Here is a 15,094-nt window from a genome sequence, read left to right as displayed (position 1 = left end):
ATGGGATGGCGCTTCCATCACTTACATGTCGCTTATCATTCAATGTTAGTATGACGATCGTAATATTTAAATAAGCTGCTGGAGTCCCGCAATGAATGACATGAGCCGAGAACAGAAGATCGCCGTCTGGGAGGCGGCCGCCGCCGAGATGCGCCAGCGCCTCGCCGCCCCCGGCGTGATCGGGCTGCAGGCATTGCGCAGCATGAGCCCGCTGGCCTTCTTCGAAGGCATCGGCAACGGTGAATTACCCTCGCCGCCGATCAACGAGCTGATTGGTTTCGTCCCCATGGAATGGTCGCCCGGCCGCTTCATCTTCCAGGGCACCCCGGACCTGCGCCATTACAACCCGCTGGGCACCGTGCACGGTGGTTATGCCGCCACCCTGCTCGACTCGGCCATGGGCTGCGCGGTGCACACCCAGCTGGAACCCGGACTGGGCTACACCACCACCGACCTGCGCATCAGCTACATCCGCGCGCTGACCCGCGACACCGGGCCGATCCGCGCCGAAGGCACGCTGATCCATCTCGGCCGCTCCACCGCCCTGGCCGAAGGCCGCCTCTACGACGTGGATGGCCGCCTCTACGCCACCGGTTCCACCACCTGCCTGATCCTCGGGCGCTGACAGGCCATTCGTTGCAGGAGACCGACCATGACTTCCGTCGTCATCGCGGGTTATGCCCGCTCCCCCTTCCACTTCGCCAGGAAGGGCGCGCTGATCGACGTGCGCCCGGATGATCTCGCTGCGCAGACGGTGAAGGGACTGGTTGCGCGCAGCGGTCTGGACGCCCGGCTGATCGAGGACCTGATCATGGGCTGCGCCTACCCCGAGGCCGAACAGGGCATGAACCTGGCGCGCATCACCGGCTTCCTCGCCGGCCTGCCGGAGACGGTGGCCGGTGCCACGGTGAACCGCTTCTGCGGCTCGTCCATGACCGCGATCCACTTCGCCGCCGGGCAGATCCAATTGGGCGCCGGTGACGCGTTCATCTGCGCGGGCGTGGAGTCCATGACCCGCGTGCCCATGGGCGGTTTCAACATCTCGCCCAACCCGCGCCTGCTGGAGGAATTCCCCCAGGCCTACATGCCCATGGGGCAGACCGCCGAGATCGTCGCCGAACGCTTTGGCATCTCCCGCGACGATCAGGAAGCCATGGCCGTGGACTCCCATGCCAAGGCCGCGCGCGCCCGTGAGCAAGGGTTGCTGGCCGCGGAGATCGTACGGATCGACACGCCCAACGGCGTGGCCGGCGAAGACGGCTGCATCCGCCCCGGCACCAGCCGCGAAGCCCTGGCCCAACTCAAGCCGGCATTCGGCGGCAGCGTCACTGCGGGCACCGCCTCGCCGCTCACCGACGGTGCGGCGGCCGTGCTGGTGTGCAGCGAGGCATTCGCCCGTGAACATGGGCTGGACATCCTGGCGCGGATCAAGGCGGTTTCCGTGGTCGGTTGCCCGCCGGAAATCATGGGCATGGGCCCGCTCTACGCCACCCGCAAACTGCTCGATCGCGCCGGCCTGCGCATGGCCGATATCGACCTGGTGGAAATCAACGAAGCCTTCGCCAGCCAGGCCCTGGCCTGCCTGCGCGGGTTGGAACTGGATATCGATCGGGTCAACCTGCACGGCGGCGCCATGGCCATCGGGCATCCACTGGGCGCCACCGGCGCGCGGATCACCGGCAAGGCGGCGGCGCTGCTGAAGCAAAGCGGTGGGCGGTATGCCGTTGCGACCCAGTGCATTGGGGGTGGGCAAGGCGTGGCGACACTGCTGGAAGCCGTGCGCTGAACCTGAAGGAGCGCACCCTGTACGCGATCGCAGGCATGGCCCGCTCCTACGGGTGATTCCGATGTCCGCCTGACTTGTAGGAGCGAGCTTGCTCGCGAACCAGACTCCGCTGCGAGGGTTCGTTCGCGAGCAAGGACTAGGCGTCCCCCTCGCTCCTACAGTCGTCCCTCGTTCCTGCCCTGAATCACCTCCCCTCGCCCACCCTGCGTTAGAATGTCACCCAGCATTCCATGATCCGCAGGAGACCGGTCATGCGTTACTCCGAAGACCACAAGGCCCAGACCCGCGAGCGCATCATCAACGAGGCGGCGCAGCGTTTCCGCAGCGAAGGCGTCGACGCCACCGGCCTGCAGACGCTGATGAAGGCGCTGGGCCTGACCCACGGCGGTTTCTACGCACACTTCAAGTCCAAGGACGAGCTGGTGGAGATCGCGCTGCAGCAGGCCGCCGCGCAGTTGCGCCCGATCGTCGACCAGCAGTTCGAGAAGAAAGACCCGCTGCCAGGGTTCATCGACCAGTACCTGTCTCCCGGGCACCGCAATACGCCGGGCAAGGGCTGCCCACTGCCGACCATGTCCGCCGAGCTGGGCGCCCGTGGCCACGCCAGCGCCACCACCGATGCCATCGTCCAGGCACGCATCGATGCCATCGAGCAGGCGCTGCCCAGCGAACATGCCGAGGATGAGAGTGTCGCCCTCCTCGCCACCCTGATCGGCGCACTGGTGCTGTCGCGTAGCGTGGCCGACCCGGAACTGTCCGACCGCATCCTGGAAAGCACCCGCCGGCACCTCAAGCGCGAGATTGGCGCAGCGGAGTGAGCCGGTGACTGTAGGAGCGAGCTTGCTCGCGAACAAACCCGCAGCGGGCTGACAGGTTCGCGAGCAAGAACTGGGCGTCCCCCTCGCTCCCACGAAGAGCACCCCGCGCGCATAAAAAAGCCCCGGCGCGAGGCCGGGGCAAGCTTTTCGCCACTCAACGAATCATTCAGTCGACCGCTACGCCATAGCGCTGCGCCGGGACGCTGCGGGACAGGTTCGGTGCCATCTTCAGCCGTGCGGCGGTGAAGGCGTCGAACTCGCCGGCATCCGGCAGCGCCGGCAGGGTCACCACCTCGCCCTGAGCCAGGCCTGCCAGGGCGGCGTCCACCATGTGGTTCACGTCCATCAGCATTTCCGCCGGCAGCGCGGAGATGTCGGTACCGGCGCGGTCCCAGATCTCGGTGCGGGTAGCTCCGGGCAGCACGGCCTGGATGCGCAGACCCAACGGCGCGAGCTCCTGCTGCATGGACAGGGTCAGGTTGAGCACGAAGGCCTTGGTGGCGCTGTAGCTGCCGTTGAACAGCTCCGGCGCCAGGGCCAGTACCGAGGCGACGTTGATGATGGTGCCGCGCCCACGCCCGGCGAAGGCCTTGGCGGCGGCGCCGGCCAGGCGCGCGGTGGCGGTGACGTTCAGTTCGATCATGCTTTCCAGGCGGTCCAGGTCGGTCTCCAGCAGGGTGCCGTTGATCGCGACGCCGGCGTTGTTCAGCAGCAGGCTGATGCTCTCGTCCTCACGCAAGCGGGCCTCCACGCTGGCGCGATCTTCCTTGCGGGTCAGGTCGGCCTTCAGCACCTGCACCGAGACGCCATGCTGCTCGCCCAGGCGTGCGGCCAGGGCGTCGAGGCGTTGCTGGTCGCGGGCCACCAGCAGCAGGTCGTAACCCTGGGCGGCGAGGCGCTGGGCGTAGGTGGCGCCGATGCCGGAGGAAGCACCGGTGATCAGTGCGCGGCCCAGTTCGGATTTGGCATTCATGGTTCTTCTCCAGTGGGGGCGACGCGCCCCCGCATGCAAGGCTGATCAGGGCCCGAGGGCCGTCTGGAATGTCCGGCATAGGATTACAGCCGTCATCTGACGATTAATATTATGCATATAATATTATCTGTCAACACCCATGCGCCAAGGGTAAGGAGAACAAGGGAAAGCGCACCCCGAAGCCGATCTTCGGGGCGTGGAGAAGCGAGGGTTTGAAGCAGGCCGTGCGGTTCGAGCAGCGTAATGGCTTGCGCTGTTCAGCCCGGCCCCTGCGCCCGCTCAACAAGGAGCCGGTGTTGCCGGCCCCGCGCGGCGAGAGGATCGGAGGGCGTCATCGAGGCAGACGCCCGGCAGGTGTTATTCCTGGACAGCCCAGCGGTTGAGCCAATTCCAGCTGTGCGGGAAGCGCGCCTTCAGGCCCAGGCGGTCTACGCGCCAGAACGCCGGCCACTCGCCCTTGACCCGAGCCAGCAGGCGCAGGTTGCGGTTCGGCGCGCTGAAGGCCTCGCGCAGTTCCACCGGCACCGGGGCCGCATCTTCCACCATGCGCACCACTTCCGCCGGCAGCCATTTTCCGTCCGGCAGGCGAATCCGGAACGGCTGGCCGGGCGAGGCGTAGGCGGCATAGCGCGGATCGAGGTAGATCCAGATTTCGGCATCGCCCAGGCGCTGCAGACGCATCAGCAGGGTGCCAGGGCCGACGTTCTCGCCCTCGCCTACCAGGACTTCGCTGATCACGCCGGAGTCGTTGGCTTTCAGTTCGAGCCCTTGCAGGCGCGACTGCAGCCAGTCGCTTTCCAGCCGACGCTGGCGATCCAGGGTGTCGTCCCCCGGCTGCGCCTCGCGCCGGTCGAACTCCACCAGATCGCGCTGGCGACGGTCGCGTTCATCCTGGGCCAGTTGCACCTCGCCCCGGGTCGCCGCGCCGGCGGCGAGCAGGCCACGCAGTTGCTGCAGGCGGCTTTCCGCGCTGTTCAGCAGGCGCACCAGAGGCTCGCGCTCGCGTTCGCTGAGGGTCTTCCGGCCGGTCGTCGTGGGCGCCGCCTTCGACGGATCGGCCAGCAGCGCCAGGCGCGCGCGCCACTCGGGATTGTCCATCCGCATAAGCAACTGGCCGACCTCGACCTTGTCGCCGGGCCGCACCAGCACCTGCGCCACCTGCCCCGCCTCACGGGCGCGCAGTTCACTGGACGGCAGGTGCAGTTGCGCGGGCGCCTCGATCAGCCAGAGGCCGAGCATTTCGCGCCCCACCAGGAACAGCAGGGGACTGGTCACCACCAGCAGGATCAGATACCAGCGCAGCTTGAACGCCATGCGCTTGCCCGGCGCGTAGAGCACCTTGAGGCCCTGCTCCTGAGTGGGCTGTTGTTCCTTGGGGCTGGAGAATCGAATCTTCATGGGATGCTCAATGCGGGTAATGGGACCAGTCCTGCCAGTCAATGCCGGAGACTCCGGCCGACTGCAGACGCGTACGCCAGCGCTCCACCTGCTGCCGCAGCTGGGTGCTCGACGCTCCGGCCCAGGATTCCTCGGCCGGCAATTGCGGCTCAACACTCTGCGCCAGACGGAAACGCAGCTCCGGCCAACGGCGGGCGATGGACTGCGCAAGTTCCGCGCTGCGTTCGGGGTTGCGGGTATAAATCATCAGGCTCACCTGGCGCACGCCGCGCTGCGGCAAGGCGCAGGGCACGCAGGTGCCACTGGCGGGCTCGGCGAACCAGCGCGGATGACTGGACAGTTCCAGCGGCCAGTAGTCGAGCCGGGCGACCGCGCCGAGTGTATCCAGCCAGTCCCGCAGGCGGCTGTCGGGTACCGGCCAGCCGAGCTGCTCGACCTCAAGATCCAGATGCACGGCGTCGAAGCGCACCTCGCGCAGTTGACCCAATAGGGCCAGCAGGTCCTTGCGTCCGCTGGCCGACAGCCAGGCCGGATCGCCCAACAGCAGCACGACCTGCATGCCCTGGGCGCGGGCGTCGGCCAGGGTGCCCTGGAGCTGCTTGCGCAGGGTCGGCATGTCCGCCACCTGGCGGGCATCGAGCCCCACATACAGGCGCTGCATGCCGGCGCTGCGCAAGGCATTCAGTTCGGCGCGCCGGGTCTCGGGCTGCAACAGGACCTGGCTCTTCCACAGGTAGACGCCCTGGTTCCAGGCCGACTCACGGGCCGGGCTGGCCTTGGCCGGGGCGTTGGCCTGGGCGCCTGCCGGCGGCTGCCAGCTCAGGTTCTGTACGCCGAGCAACGGGCTCAGCGCCTGGTCATCGTCGACGAACATGCGCAAGGCGGCTTCGCGCAACCAGGCGGCATGCCACGCGGCAATCAGGCGCAGGCCGTTGTCGTAGCGCTCCAGCTCCACCGCCTGCACCTCGGCCAGCGAGCCTTCGGCCGAACGATCCGCACGCAGGCGCTGCTCGCGCAGGGCCACCGACGACACGGCGAGCTGCTCGCGTTCGCGCTCCAGGTTTTCCACGGCCTGCCGCTGGCCCTGCAGGGTCTTGCCCAGGTCCTGCAGCAACTGCTGGCGCTCGGCATTCAGCCTGGCCAGGGCCGCCTGGTGGCGCGCCTCCCCTTCCCGCCCACGGGCCTGGCCGTAGGACATCAGGTCGAACGGTGCGGAGAAGTTGAGACTGGCGACCAGGCCATTACCGGAGCTGGTGGCCCCGCTGCGGTTCTCGTAGCTCTGCGCGACGCTGAAGCTGGAATCGATGCTGTCGTACCAGGGTGACTTGCGGTTCTGCTCGGCCAGGCGCAGCTCATCCCGGCGCTCCTGCAGGCGCGGATGGCCTTCCAGCGCCTGGCGCCAACGGGTCAGGGGTTGCACCTGCGCCGCCAGCGCTTCCGCACGGGCCTGCTGGCTGGCGGTGATGTCCAGGCCGGAGAGTTCGGCCAGGCTTTCACGAGTATCGTCCATCAGCCGGGCGCTCGACTCACAACGCCGCTGCAAGGCTTGCCAGCGGCCGTCCAGCAGTCTCGCCTGGGACGGCAACAGCCAGCCCTGACGCTCGCGCAGGGCCAGACGCTCGCGGGCGCTGGCCGCGTCGGGCAGCAATGCCTGACACCAGCGGCTCTCCTCTTCCGCGCGCCACCAGTCGGCGTAGGCGCTGCGCAGCGCCAGCCGCTGTTCGGCCTTGTGCAGCAGGCGGCGGGACTGCTGCCGCTGCTGTTCCAGTTCGACGGCGGAGACCGCCTGCACCTGGCGCCGCAAGCTGCCCAGCAGGGGGTGGCGCAAGCCGAGCGCCATGTTCCGTCCGTAGTAGGTATCGATCTCGTCCTCGGTCACCAGCTCGCGATAGTGACCCGCGCTGCCCGAACCGAACCACTGCCAGCCGGCTTCGGCCTCACGCTGCTCCTTGAGCGCGTCCAGGGCCCGCAGGTCGGCGGCGTTGGCTTGCAGCACGGCACTGTCATCGACGCTGTCGAGCACCCGAGACAGCGGCAGCACATCGGCCTGGGACAGGCCGCTAGCCAGCAGCAGGGAGCCAAGGAGCAGGGAACGCATCATCGAATCAGAACCTCTTTGCCTTACGCAGCACCCACCAGGGCGCCATGCTGGTTTCTTCATGGCCGCGGCGCAGTGCCTCGTTGAGCATGGCCACCGCGCTCCACAGACGCATGACCAGCATGAACAGGGGGAAAACGAAAACCACCGGGAACAGTTTCAGGTCCTGGCGCGGACGCTCGGACACCAGCACCAGCATCGCCAGGTACAGCAGCAGGGTCATGCCCAGGTAGACCAGGTAGATCAGCGACGCCAGGGCGAGGAAACGCGGCAGCGGCACGACCAGGGGGCCGATCACGCAGTAGCCGAAGATGATGAACGGCAGCACCAGCTGGAAGAAAAAGCCGGTGATCAGCGTCATCAGGAAATTGGGCCAGCCCAGCAGGCGCGGGTTGAAGCTGTGGCGATGCTTGCGGATGTAGAGGAAGTACAGGTCGCCATCCCAGCGCAGGCGCTGCTGGAGGAACTGCAGGAACTTCACGGGCGCATCGGTATGCCCGATGGCGCCGGGCTCGAAGGGGATGCGCAGGGGCCTGCGGCCGAAGTAGTTCTTGATCCGCAGGGTGATGTCCAGGTCTTCGGCGGTGTGGGTGTCCCAGCCGCCGATCTTGTCGAGGAAGCTGCGGCGGAACGCGCCGAAGGCCCCGGACACGTTGTTCACCAGGTTCCATTCACTCAGGCCGATCTTCGCCATGTGGATCGACAGCTGGTACTCCAGCGCCTGCATCGCCGTGGTGAGCGATGCCCAGGCGTTGCGCACCCGCAGGCTGCCCGCCACCGCCGGCACGTCCGGGTCGGCGAAATGGCGGACCATGCGGCTGACCATGTCGTTGTCGAACGAAGTGTCGCCGTCCAGCGCCATGATGATTTCGCCCGTGCAATGGGCGAGGCCGGCGTTGAGCGAGGAGACCCGGCCACCACGCTGCCATTTGGCAATGGGCCGCAGCAGGCGCCGCGGATGCAGCGTCGGGTCGACGCGGAAGTCCCGCACCGCCTGCATGGTCGGTTTGTTGACCGCCGCGCCATCGACCACCGGGATCATTTCGATGTAGCCCGGATAGGTCTGCTCGCACAGGCTCAGCAGGGTCTTCTGCACATCCAGACCTTCGCTGTAGCAGGTGATGATGCAGGACACCCGCGGGCGATAGCCGTTGTCCTTGGGCAGCTCGAACGGCTTGCGCATGAACCAGCGCAGCACGCCGATCAGCACCATCAGGTTGAGCGGCACTTCCAGCAGCAGGAAGGCCGGCAGCAGCATGAACGCAGCCTGGAAGAACCCGTCAGTGCGGGCGAACTCCCCGAGCAGCAGCAGCCATTGTTCGACGAAGGCTTCCATGCTTCAGCCCAGATCTCCCCCCAGCCGGGCCAGCAGCAAGGCGGCGTCTTCCTGCTCCAGCTGATCGTCCGGCGCGGTGAAGGCCACGAGGCGGACCTCGATGCGCGTCGCCTTCTCCTGCGTCAGGCGCTCGGCGCCCTTGGCCAGGCGCTGACGCACCACTTCCACCCCGGCGGCGTCGGTGTGGGGCATGAGCACCCAGAGCACTTCTTCGCTCATGCGCGAGCAGCGATCCGTCTCGCGCACGGCTTCCTGCAGGCGCTCCACCAGTCCGTCCACCAGGGCGTGGCCACGCATCTCGCCGAGTTCGGCGAGGGTTTCCAGCAGGTTGACGAAGCGCAGGCCGAGCAGGGAGAACGGCGGAGTGCGATGGCGGGTGGTCAGTTGCAGCTGCCAGGTAAGCAGGTCCAGGAACACCTGGCGCGGCAACAGGCTGAGGCTGCCGAAGCGCTCCATGTTCGCCGAGGTGGCGGCGAAGCCCTCGCGGCAGCGCAGGCGCCCGGCCTCGGCAATGCGGAAGTGGCGCACCTCGCGCACCCGCAACTTGTCCGGATCATGGGTCTGCCCGCAATCCAGGCAGCGCGCCTGCACGGCGGCGTCGACGAAGAACGCCTGGCAACTGCGGCAGCGGTAGTTCTCCAGCGGGCGGTCGTAATCACTGCCGATATGGCGCAGGCGCGTCAGGCAGTTCGGGCACATCAGCAGGCCGTCCTTGAGGAAGTGCTCCTGAGGCCCGACGTGTCCGCAGGTGAAGCAGTGCAGCGACGGCTGGCGACCGATGTCCAGGGCCTGGCACTCCGGACAGACGTCCACGTAGTTCAGGCGCCCCGAGCCACAGGCGGTGCACAGGCGCAGGCGGTCCAACAGCTCGCCCTCTTCCAGCCAGCCCTGCTGCCCCATCAGTTGCAGCCAGGAAAACGGATGGACTTCCTCGCTGTCGCCCAGGGCCTCGAGAATCGGATAACGGTAATGCTGGGGCACGGCGGTATCGCGCACGGCATGCACGTCGCCGCGCGAACGCAGCCAGAGCCAGGCCAGCACGCGCTCCTCGAAGCGCGCCGGCGCCTGTCCCTGGTTGAACAGGCTGAAACGCTCGCGCCACAGGCGCCAGAGCGGCGTGATGGCGCCAATCTCGGCCGGCGGTGCGCCATCGCCCAGCGCTTCGCACCAGGGGTCAAGATCCTGGCAGCAATAGATCAGGGCGAAACGATAACGCGGGTCCTGGCGCAGGCTACGCAGCATCTGCCCCGCCTGGGCGCCGGGAAGGTCGAGGAGCAGCACATCGTAGGTCGATGCCGACTGCAGGCTGGCCAGATCAGCGAAATGATCCAGTTCACTGTCGCGATAGCGGGAAGACGTGCTGCCAACAATGGCGGCCAGGGGTGACGCGGTATTCATGGAAAGTCTCTGCAAGCTGTCCTTAACCTGGGAGTCAATCATAGCAAAAAAGCATCAGGATCGCGGCGTTAATTTGTCGCAACAATTGTCACATATCAATACTTCGCCAAAACATTGACGATCACGAACACAATTCCTGCGAACCCGGAACGGTGCCGCTCGACACCGCGAGGTCCGGGCACTGCACCGTCCCCCTCACTGCGCGCAATGGCGCAGGAACAGCCGGCGCCCAACGCCGTCCGGCACTTTAGATTGTCCATTCTAGACGGCTGGCGGGAGGCTGCTAGCCGCCTGCACACAAGAACAAGCCAGCAGCATCACCGCCCTTTCTATCTGTCTACAAACCGGGAATACCCGGAGGAGGACATATGCGATTGCGCTGCTTTTTCCTGGGATGCCATTGGGACGAAGGGAGTCCGACCGACGTAGGCCACGTGCCGATGCTGTGCCAACGCTGTGCGCGCTGCGGAGCCCAGAGGTACCTGGCGCTGGAAAGACTGGAGACAAAAAGCCTGAGCCCAGAGCCAGAAATCTGACGCTTCAGCCGGAGGGCTGATATTCCAGAGGAAACTGCCCGGGGCCTTGCGCCCCGGGCAGCCCGATCCTGCCGATCAGTTGGCCACGAAGGCCTGGCTGGTGGTGATCGCCATGTCGCCGCCGGGCAGCTTCAGATCACCGAGGCGCTCCAGGCTGTTGGCGTCGAAGATGGCCACGTCATTGAAGGTACCGGAGAGATACAGCTTGGTGCCGGCCTTGTTGACGGTCAGGCAGTAGTAGGAGTGGTCCAGGTTCGCGGCCTTGACCAGCTTCTGCTCCTTGATGTCGTACTTGGTCAGGCGGTTGAGCACGCCGTAGATGACATTGCGGTCGGTCGGCGAGCGCATGCCGCTGAAGTACACCTCGGTGACCGGGCCGAAGTCGAGGGTCTCGGTCTTGCCGGTGGCCAGGTCCACGTTGAAGAAACCATAGCGGAAGTCGGCGGTGGCCGGGTCCTGCTTGTCATCCTTGAACTTCGCGGCAGTGTAGAACAGCGAGAAATCACGGGAGTAGGTCTGCTGGTTCCATACGTAGAGCACGTCCGGCGGCGAGTAGTTCGGGCGCTTCCAGTTGCGGCTGGGGATCGCCACGTCGAACTTGCCGGTCTTCACGTCCACCTTGTAGATGTCCGGGCCCGCCACGTAGAGGGTGCCGTCGTCGCCGGTCTGCATGATGGTCAGCTGGCGTGGCGCCGGGAAGGTGCGCACGGGCTTGGCATTCATGCCGTCAGCCACCGAGTAGATCTGCAGGCGCGGCTGCTGCACCTCGTAGTGCTCGGCGAGGATCTTCGTCGGGTTGGCGATGGCGTAGATCTCCTTGCCGTCATGGCTGACGGTCATGGAGAACATCGCCCGCGCGTTCTCGCCCGGCTTCTGCGCGATGGTGGCGTGGAACACCGGCTGGCAGTCATCGAGCTTGATGCCGTAGATGTCCGCGTAGTGGTTGCTCAGGATGTAGACCACCTTGCGGTCCGGCGACAGCTGGGTCATGCCCGGGCCGTAGGCGCCGGGGATGGTGCAGGTCTTGAACAGCTTGTCAGTCTGCATGTCGACGACGTGCAGGTTGTTGGGGTAGTTGGTGCTGATCAGGTACTCGTGGCCACTTTCCAGCGCCTTGCTCTTATCGAAGTCGGCGTCTGCGGCGATGGCTTGCAGCGCGCCGGCCAGCGAGAGGCTGCCGAGCGCGGCGGCGAATGCTTTTCTGGACATGCAGGTTTTCCTCTTGTTCTTCTGTCCGCTCATTTGTCGTCCGGGAATACAGTGCCGAGGTTGCGCCAGTTCTCGGCCGAGGCCTGCGCGTCCTTGTTCCAGTCGGGGTAGGTACTCATCATGTCCGGCACCTGGGCCGGCCACCAGCAAGGGTCGGAGCAGCCGTAGAGGTCCGCTTCCATCGGCTGGCAGAGCGAGGACACGCCGCCGAACACGTCGATTTCCCAGCCCGGGTCGGTGGTCGAGGCGCAACCGGCCACGGAGTTCATCGCCACCACGTCTTCGATGCGGTCCTCGGCGGCGGCCTGTTCGAGCTTCTGTGCTTTGTTGTTGATGGCTTTCAGATGTTTCATGTCAGTGCGCCTTCCGCGGAGTGATGTGGCGGTCGATGAAGCCGGGGTTGGAAGCCATGATCCGGCTGTAGACCTCGATACCGAAGTCGACCCAGTCCCTCATCAGTTCGCAGTAGTGGTAAGTGGGATGCGCCGGGTCGCCGTAGCGGGCGTAGCTCTCGTGGTAGCAGCCGCCGGAGCAGAGGTTGCGGATGCGGCAGCTGGCGCAGCCTGTGTCAGTGCGGTCCAGGCGCTGCGACAGGAACTCGTTCAGCTCGGCCTGCTTCACCCCTTCATGCACGTTGCCGAAGGTCGGCAGGGATGAACCGGTGAAGCGGTGGCACAGGTTCAGCTCGCCCTTGTGGTCCACCGCCAGCATCTTCAGGCCGGCGCCGCACGGCAGGGCCTTCTTCTGCCCTTCGTGGATGTCGGTGATCAACTGGTGCAGGTTGGAGAAGCCGATGTTGCGCCCCTGAAGCGCCTCGTCCAGATACCGACGGCCGAGGGCCTTCATGTTGGCGAAGACGTCCTTCAGTTCTTCCCCGGTGAGGTTGTAGCTGCTGATGTCGCCCGAGGTGACCGGGGCGAAACCGACTTCGGCGAAGCCCATCTCGTTGAACAGGTGGTTCCAGATGGTCTCGACGTCGGTGACGCCGGTGGTCAGGGTCACCCGCGCGCCGACCGGCCGCGCGGTGTAGCGCGACAGCAGCATGTCGGCCTTGCGCCGCACCACGTCATAGGTGCCCTGCCCGCCCACGGTGATGCGGTTGCGGTCGTGCACCGTCTTCGGTCCGTCGATGCTGATTGACAGTCCGAAGCGATGGGCGTTGAGCCAGTCGACGATTTCCTCGGTGAGCAGTGTGGCGTTGGTGGTCATGACGAAGTCCACCGTCTTGCCCAGCTCGCCGAAGCGACGCTCGCAGTACGCGACCATGTGCTCGATCAGCGGGCGGTTGGACAGCGGTTCGCCGCCGAAGAACACCACGGTGTAGCGCGGCTCGTCGGGGGACTCCTGGATCAGCATTTCCACCGAAGCCTCGGCGGTTTCCACGCCCATCTTCTTGCCGGCGGAGGGCTTGTCCAGGTCCTCCTTGTAGCAGTAGGTGCAGCTGAGGTTGCAGCCGGTGTTGACGTTCAGCACCACGGTGTTGAGGGCGGTGCGATCGACTTTCTTGACACCGATTTCAGGGGTGAGCGGCGAGCCGTCGCTGACCAGCTCCAGCGCGATCAGCTCGCGCAGGGTCTCGTCGATCTCTTCGGCGGCGAAGCGCCCGCCCAGGCGCTGAGTCAGTTCGTCCGGCGAGCAGGCATGCCCGCGCAGCGCGTCGATGATCCCACCGGTCAACTCGTCGCTGGCGAACAGCGAGGAGCTGGGGATGTGGAACAACAGGCGGTCGGCGTCCACCCGCACTTCGTGCAGGTTGCGTTCGACCAGATTCAAGATGGCGCCCATGGCGACCTCCCGGAACTTTGTTGTTTTTCCCGCCCGAAGGCGGGATTCACGTATTCAGTTCATCCGATCCCGACGCTTACGGGATCGGCGGGTTGTTCCAACGCTGCACGGTCACGATCATGTGCCCTTCGCCCTTGTGCGACTGGCCCGCGTCGTCCACCGCGGCGATCACCTTCAGATTGCCGGCGTTGTTGGTCATCATCTTGCGCGCCGGGTTCGGGCCGGCGTCGCCCGGGGTGAAGATACCGGTGTCGGCATCCATCTCTCCGGCGAACTTCACGTCCTGGTCTTCCTTGGCGCGATCGTCGAACGGCTCCACCGACCACTGCGCGGGGAACACGCCGATACGGAACGGCTTGCCGTCGGCGCCCTTGCCCCAGGCCTCGGCATCGAAGCTGCCCTGGACCTTGGGCGTCGAACCGCCATTGCCGCCGATGCGGGCGACGGAGAACTCCGGCACCACCTTCACTTCGGCAATGTCCTTGTACACGGCCAGGTTGCCGCCCTTGGCGGTGCCGACGGTGACGTCATGGTCGCCGACCGCCGCCGCATCGCTGGCCTTGACCTTGACGGTCAGGCGCTCGGGCGTCTGCGAAACCAGCGAGACCACTTCCACGCCCTTGCCGAACGATGGCTTGCCCTTCAGGCCGGTACCGACGACCGTGACTTCAGCCTCGCTGCCCGCCTTGATATACGCCGGCTGCACGCCCAGTACGCGACTGGTGCCGCTCTTGGCCGCGACGAAGTCCAGGCCACGCTCGTCGTGGGCCTTGTCGAACATGCGGCCCTGCATCTGGCCGTCGAGGGCGGCGAACACCTGGCGCATGCTCAGGTCGCCCACGGTGACGTTGCCGCGCCACTCGTAGCCGTTGTACAGCACCGCACTGCCTTCGCCGTTGAAGGCCTCGCCGTCGGCGTACTGGCCCTTCACACTGACCTTGAACGCATCGTCGCCGCTCTTGGCCACGCTCATGGTGCCGGCGAGGTCGCCCTTGCCCGGCATGTGCCCGGCGAAGCTCCACTCGCCCGCCAGCGACTCGGCCTTGGGACGGTGCTGCTTCCAGTCGCTCCAGGCCTTGCTGTCCAACGGGTAGCGCTTGGCCAGTTCCGGGACCATTTCTTTCTTGGCCAGGTCGAACCAGTCACGATCGCGGGACAGCGCCTGGTATTCCAGCGACGGCCAGCGGCCCAGGTGGAAGTTCACCAGCTTCTCCCACTCCGCCGCCGGGCGGCGCTGCAGGGCGATGCGCGCACCGGAGTGACAGCGGGCGCACATCTGCTCGAAGTTGGTATCGAATTTCTCCACGGTGTTCAGCCGGCGCTCCAGGGCGTAACGCACACCCTCGGTCTCGCTTGGCGCCAGGCCCTGCTTGTCGGCGAGGAACTTGACCACCGAGCGGCGTTCGTCGTCGCTGATCTTCAGGCCGTACATCACCTGCATGCGCGCAATGCTCATCAGCCAACCCTCGGGGGTCTTGCGCTGATGGCTGATGCGGCTCAGGGAGTTGTTGCCTTCGGGCGTGTGGCACGCCTGGCACTTGGCGTTGATGATCGCCTGGCCATCGGCGGCGTTGGCCGGCTGGTGCAGCGCTAGGGCCAGTGCGGCCAGGGTTCCGGCACCCAGACAGTGCCGAAGTCGTGTCATCTTCAAGGTCAGGCCTCCTCGGTATTCTTGTTGGTTATTCGTGCCCACCGATGGGCTAAGCGCGATTGCGTCGAACGCTTGGTAGCGATTTAGCAGGTTGTGTGCCAGTCCT

At 66.0% G+C, this 15,094-nt stretch carries 13 protein-coding genes; 4 read left to right on the top strand and 9 right to left on the bottom strand.

The annotated features are described in order from the left end of the window. Positions 1 to 91: 91 nt before the first annotated feature. From O6P39_RS11905 to O6P39_RS11895, 3 genes are all read left to right on the top strand, one after another. Complete coding sequence (locus O6P39_RS11905; protein ID WP_275611523.1) at positions 92 to 625, top strand: PaaI family thioesterase; 534 nt, start codon at positions 92 to 94, stop codon at positions 623 to 625. 27 nt (positions 626 to 652) lie between these two features. Next, positions 653 to 1,786, top strand: a complete 1,134-nt coding sequence (locus O6P39_RS11900; RefSeq protein WP_275611522.1) for a thiolase family protein — start codon at positions 653 to 655, stop codon at positions 1,784 to 1,786. Between the two features lie 251 nt (positions 1,787 to 2,037). Next, positions 2,038 to 2,604, top strand: coding sequence for a TetR/AcrR family transcriptional regulator (locus O6P39_RS11895; protein WP_275611521.1), 567 nt, complete (start codon positions 2,038 to 2,040; stop codon positions 2,602 to 2,604). Positions 2,605 to 2,770: 166 nt separating this feature from the next. Here the strand turns inward: O6P39_RS11895 and O6P39_RS11890 are convergent, their stop codons facing one another. The 5 genes from O6P39_RS11890 to O6P39_RS11870 form a co-directional block, all read right to left on the bottom strand. After that, on the bottom strand, positions 2,771 to 3,577 hold the full coding sequence (locus O6P39_RS11890) for an SDR family oxidoreductase (RefSeq protein ID WP_275611520.1): 807 nt from the start codon (positions 3,575 to 3,577) through the stop codon (positions 2,771 to 2,773). A gap of 357 nt (positions 3,578 to 3,934) precedes the next feature. After that, a complete protein-coding gene (locus O6P39_RS11885; RefSeq protein WP_275611519.1) occupies positions 3,935 to 4,975 on the bottom strand; it encodes an HlyD family efflux transporter periplasmic adaptor subunit in 1,041 nt (346 codons plus the stop codon). Between the two features lie 7 nt (positions 4,976 to 4,982). Next, entirely contained in the window at positions 4,983 to 7,076 is a 2,094-nt protein-coding gene (locus tag O6P39_RS11880) for a TolC family protein (protein ID WP_275611518.1), read from the bottom strand. A gap of 4 nt (positions 7,077 to 7,080) precedes the next feature. Next, positions 7,081 to 8,409, bottom strand: coding sequence for a glycosyltransferase (locus O6P39_RS11875; protein ID WP_275611517.1), 1,329 nt, complete (start codon positions 8,407 to 8,409; stop codon positions 7,081 to 7,083). A gap of 3 nt (positions 8,410 to 8,412) precedes the next feature. Then, positions 8,413 to 9,807 carry a diguanylate cyclase gene (locus O6P39_RS11870; protein ID WP_275611516.1) on the bottom strand — a complete coding sequence of 465 codons (1,395 nt, stop codon included), beginning with the start codon at positions 9,805 to 9,807 and terminating at the stop codon, positions 8,413 to 8,415. A gap of 368 nt (positions 9,808 to 10,175) precedes the next feature. On the opposite strand from O6P39_RS11870, the gene O6P39_RS27355 reads away from it, so the two are divergent. Then, positions 10,176 to 10,343, top strand: a complete 168-nt coding sequence (locus tag O6P39_RS27355) for a PSPA7_2676 family Cys-rich small protein (RefSeq protein ID WP_331319751.1) — start codon at positions 10,176 to 10,178, stop codon at positions 10,341 to 10,343. A 75-nt stretch (positions 10,344 to 10,418) separates the two neighbouring features. On the opposite strand, the gene peaD is transcribed toward O6P39_RS27355, so the two are convergent. The 4 genes from peaD to peaA all read right to left on the bottom strand — a co-directional run bounded on the left by peaD (position 10,419) and on the right by peaA (position 14,982). Continuing rightward, positions 10,419 to 11,552, bottom strand: coding sequence for a quinohemoprotein amine dehydrogenase subunit beta (peaD, locus tag O6P39_RS11865; RefSeq protein WP_275611515.1), 1,134 nt, complete (start codon positions 11,550 to 11,552; stop codon positions 10,419 to 10,421). Between the two features lie 29 nt (positions 11,553 to 11,581). Next, positions 11,582 to 11,905 (bottom strand): quinohemoprotein amine dehydrogenase subunit gamma, encoded by a 324-nt coding sequence (gene qhpC, locus O6P39_RS11860; RefSeq protein WP_152223974.1) that lies wholly within the window; start codon positions 11,903 to 11,905, stop codon positions 11,582 to 11,584. A 1-nt stretch (position 11,906) separates the two neighbouring features. Continuing rightward, complete coding sequence (gene peaB, locus O6P39_RS11855) at positions 11,907 to 13,337, bottom strand: quinohemoprotein amine dehydrogenase maturation protein (protein WP_275611514.1); 1,431 nt, start codon at positions 13,335 to 13,337, stop codon at positions 11,907 to 11,909. 76 nt (positions 13,338 to 13,413) lie between these two features. Further along, positions 13,414 to 14,982: a quinohemoprotein amine dehydrogenase subunit alpha gene (gene peaA / locus O6P39_RS11850; protein WP_275611513.1), complete on the bottom strand. Its 1,569-nt coding sequence runs from the start codon at positions 14,980 to 14,982 to the stop codon at positions 13,414 to 13,416. Between the last annotated feature and the right edge of the window lie 112 nt (positions 14,983 to 15,094).

Source organism: Pseudomonas sp. PSE14, from assembly GCF_029203285.1.
Classification (GTDB): Bacteria; Pseudomonadota; Gammaproteobacteria; order Pseudomonadales; family Pseudomonadaceae; genus Pseudomonas.
The sequence above is the reverse complement of the archived record's forward strand: the minus strand, read 5'-3'. Positions and strand labels throughout refer to the sequence as shown.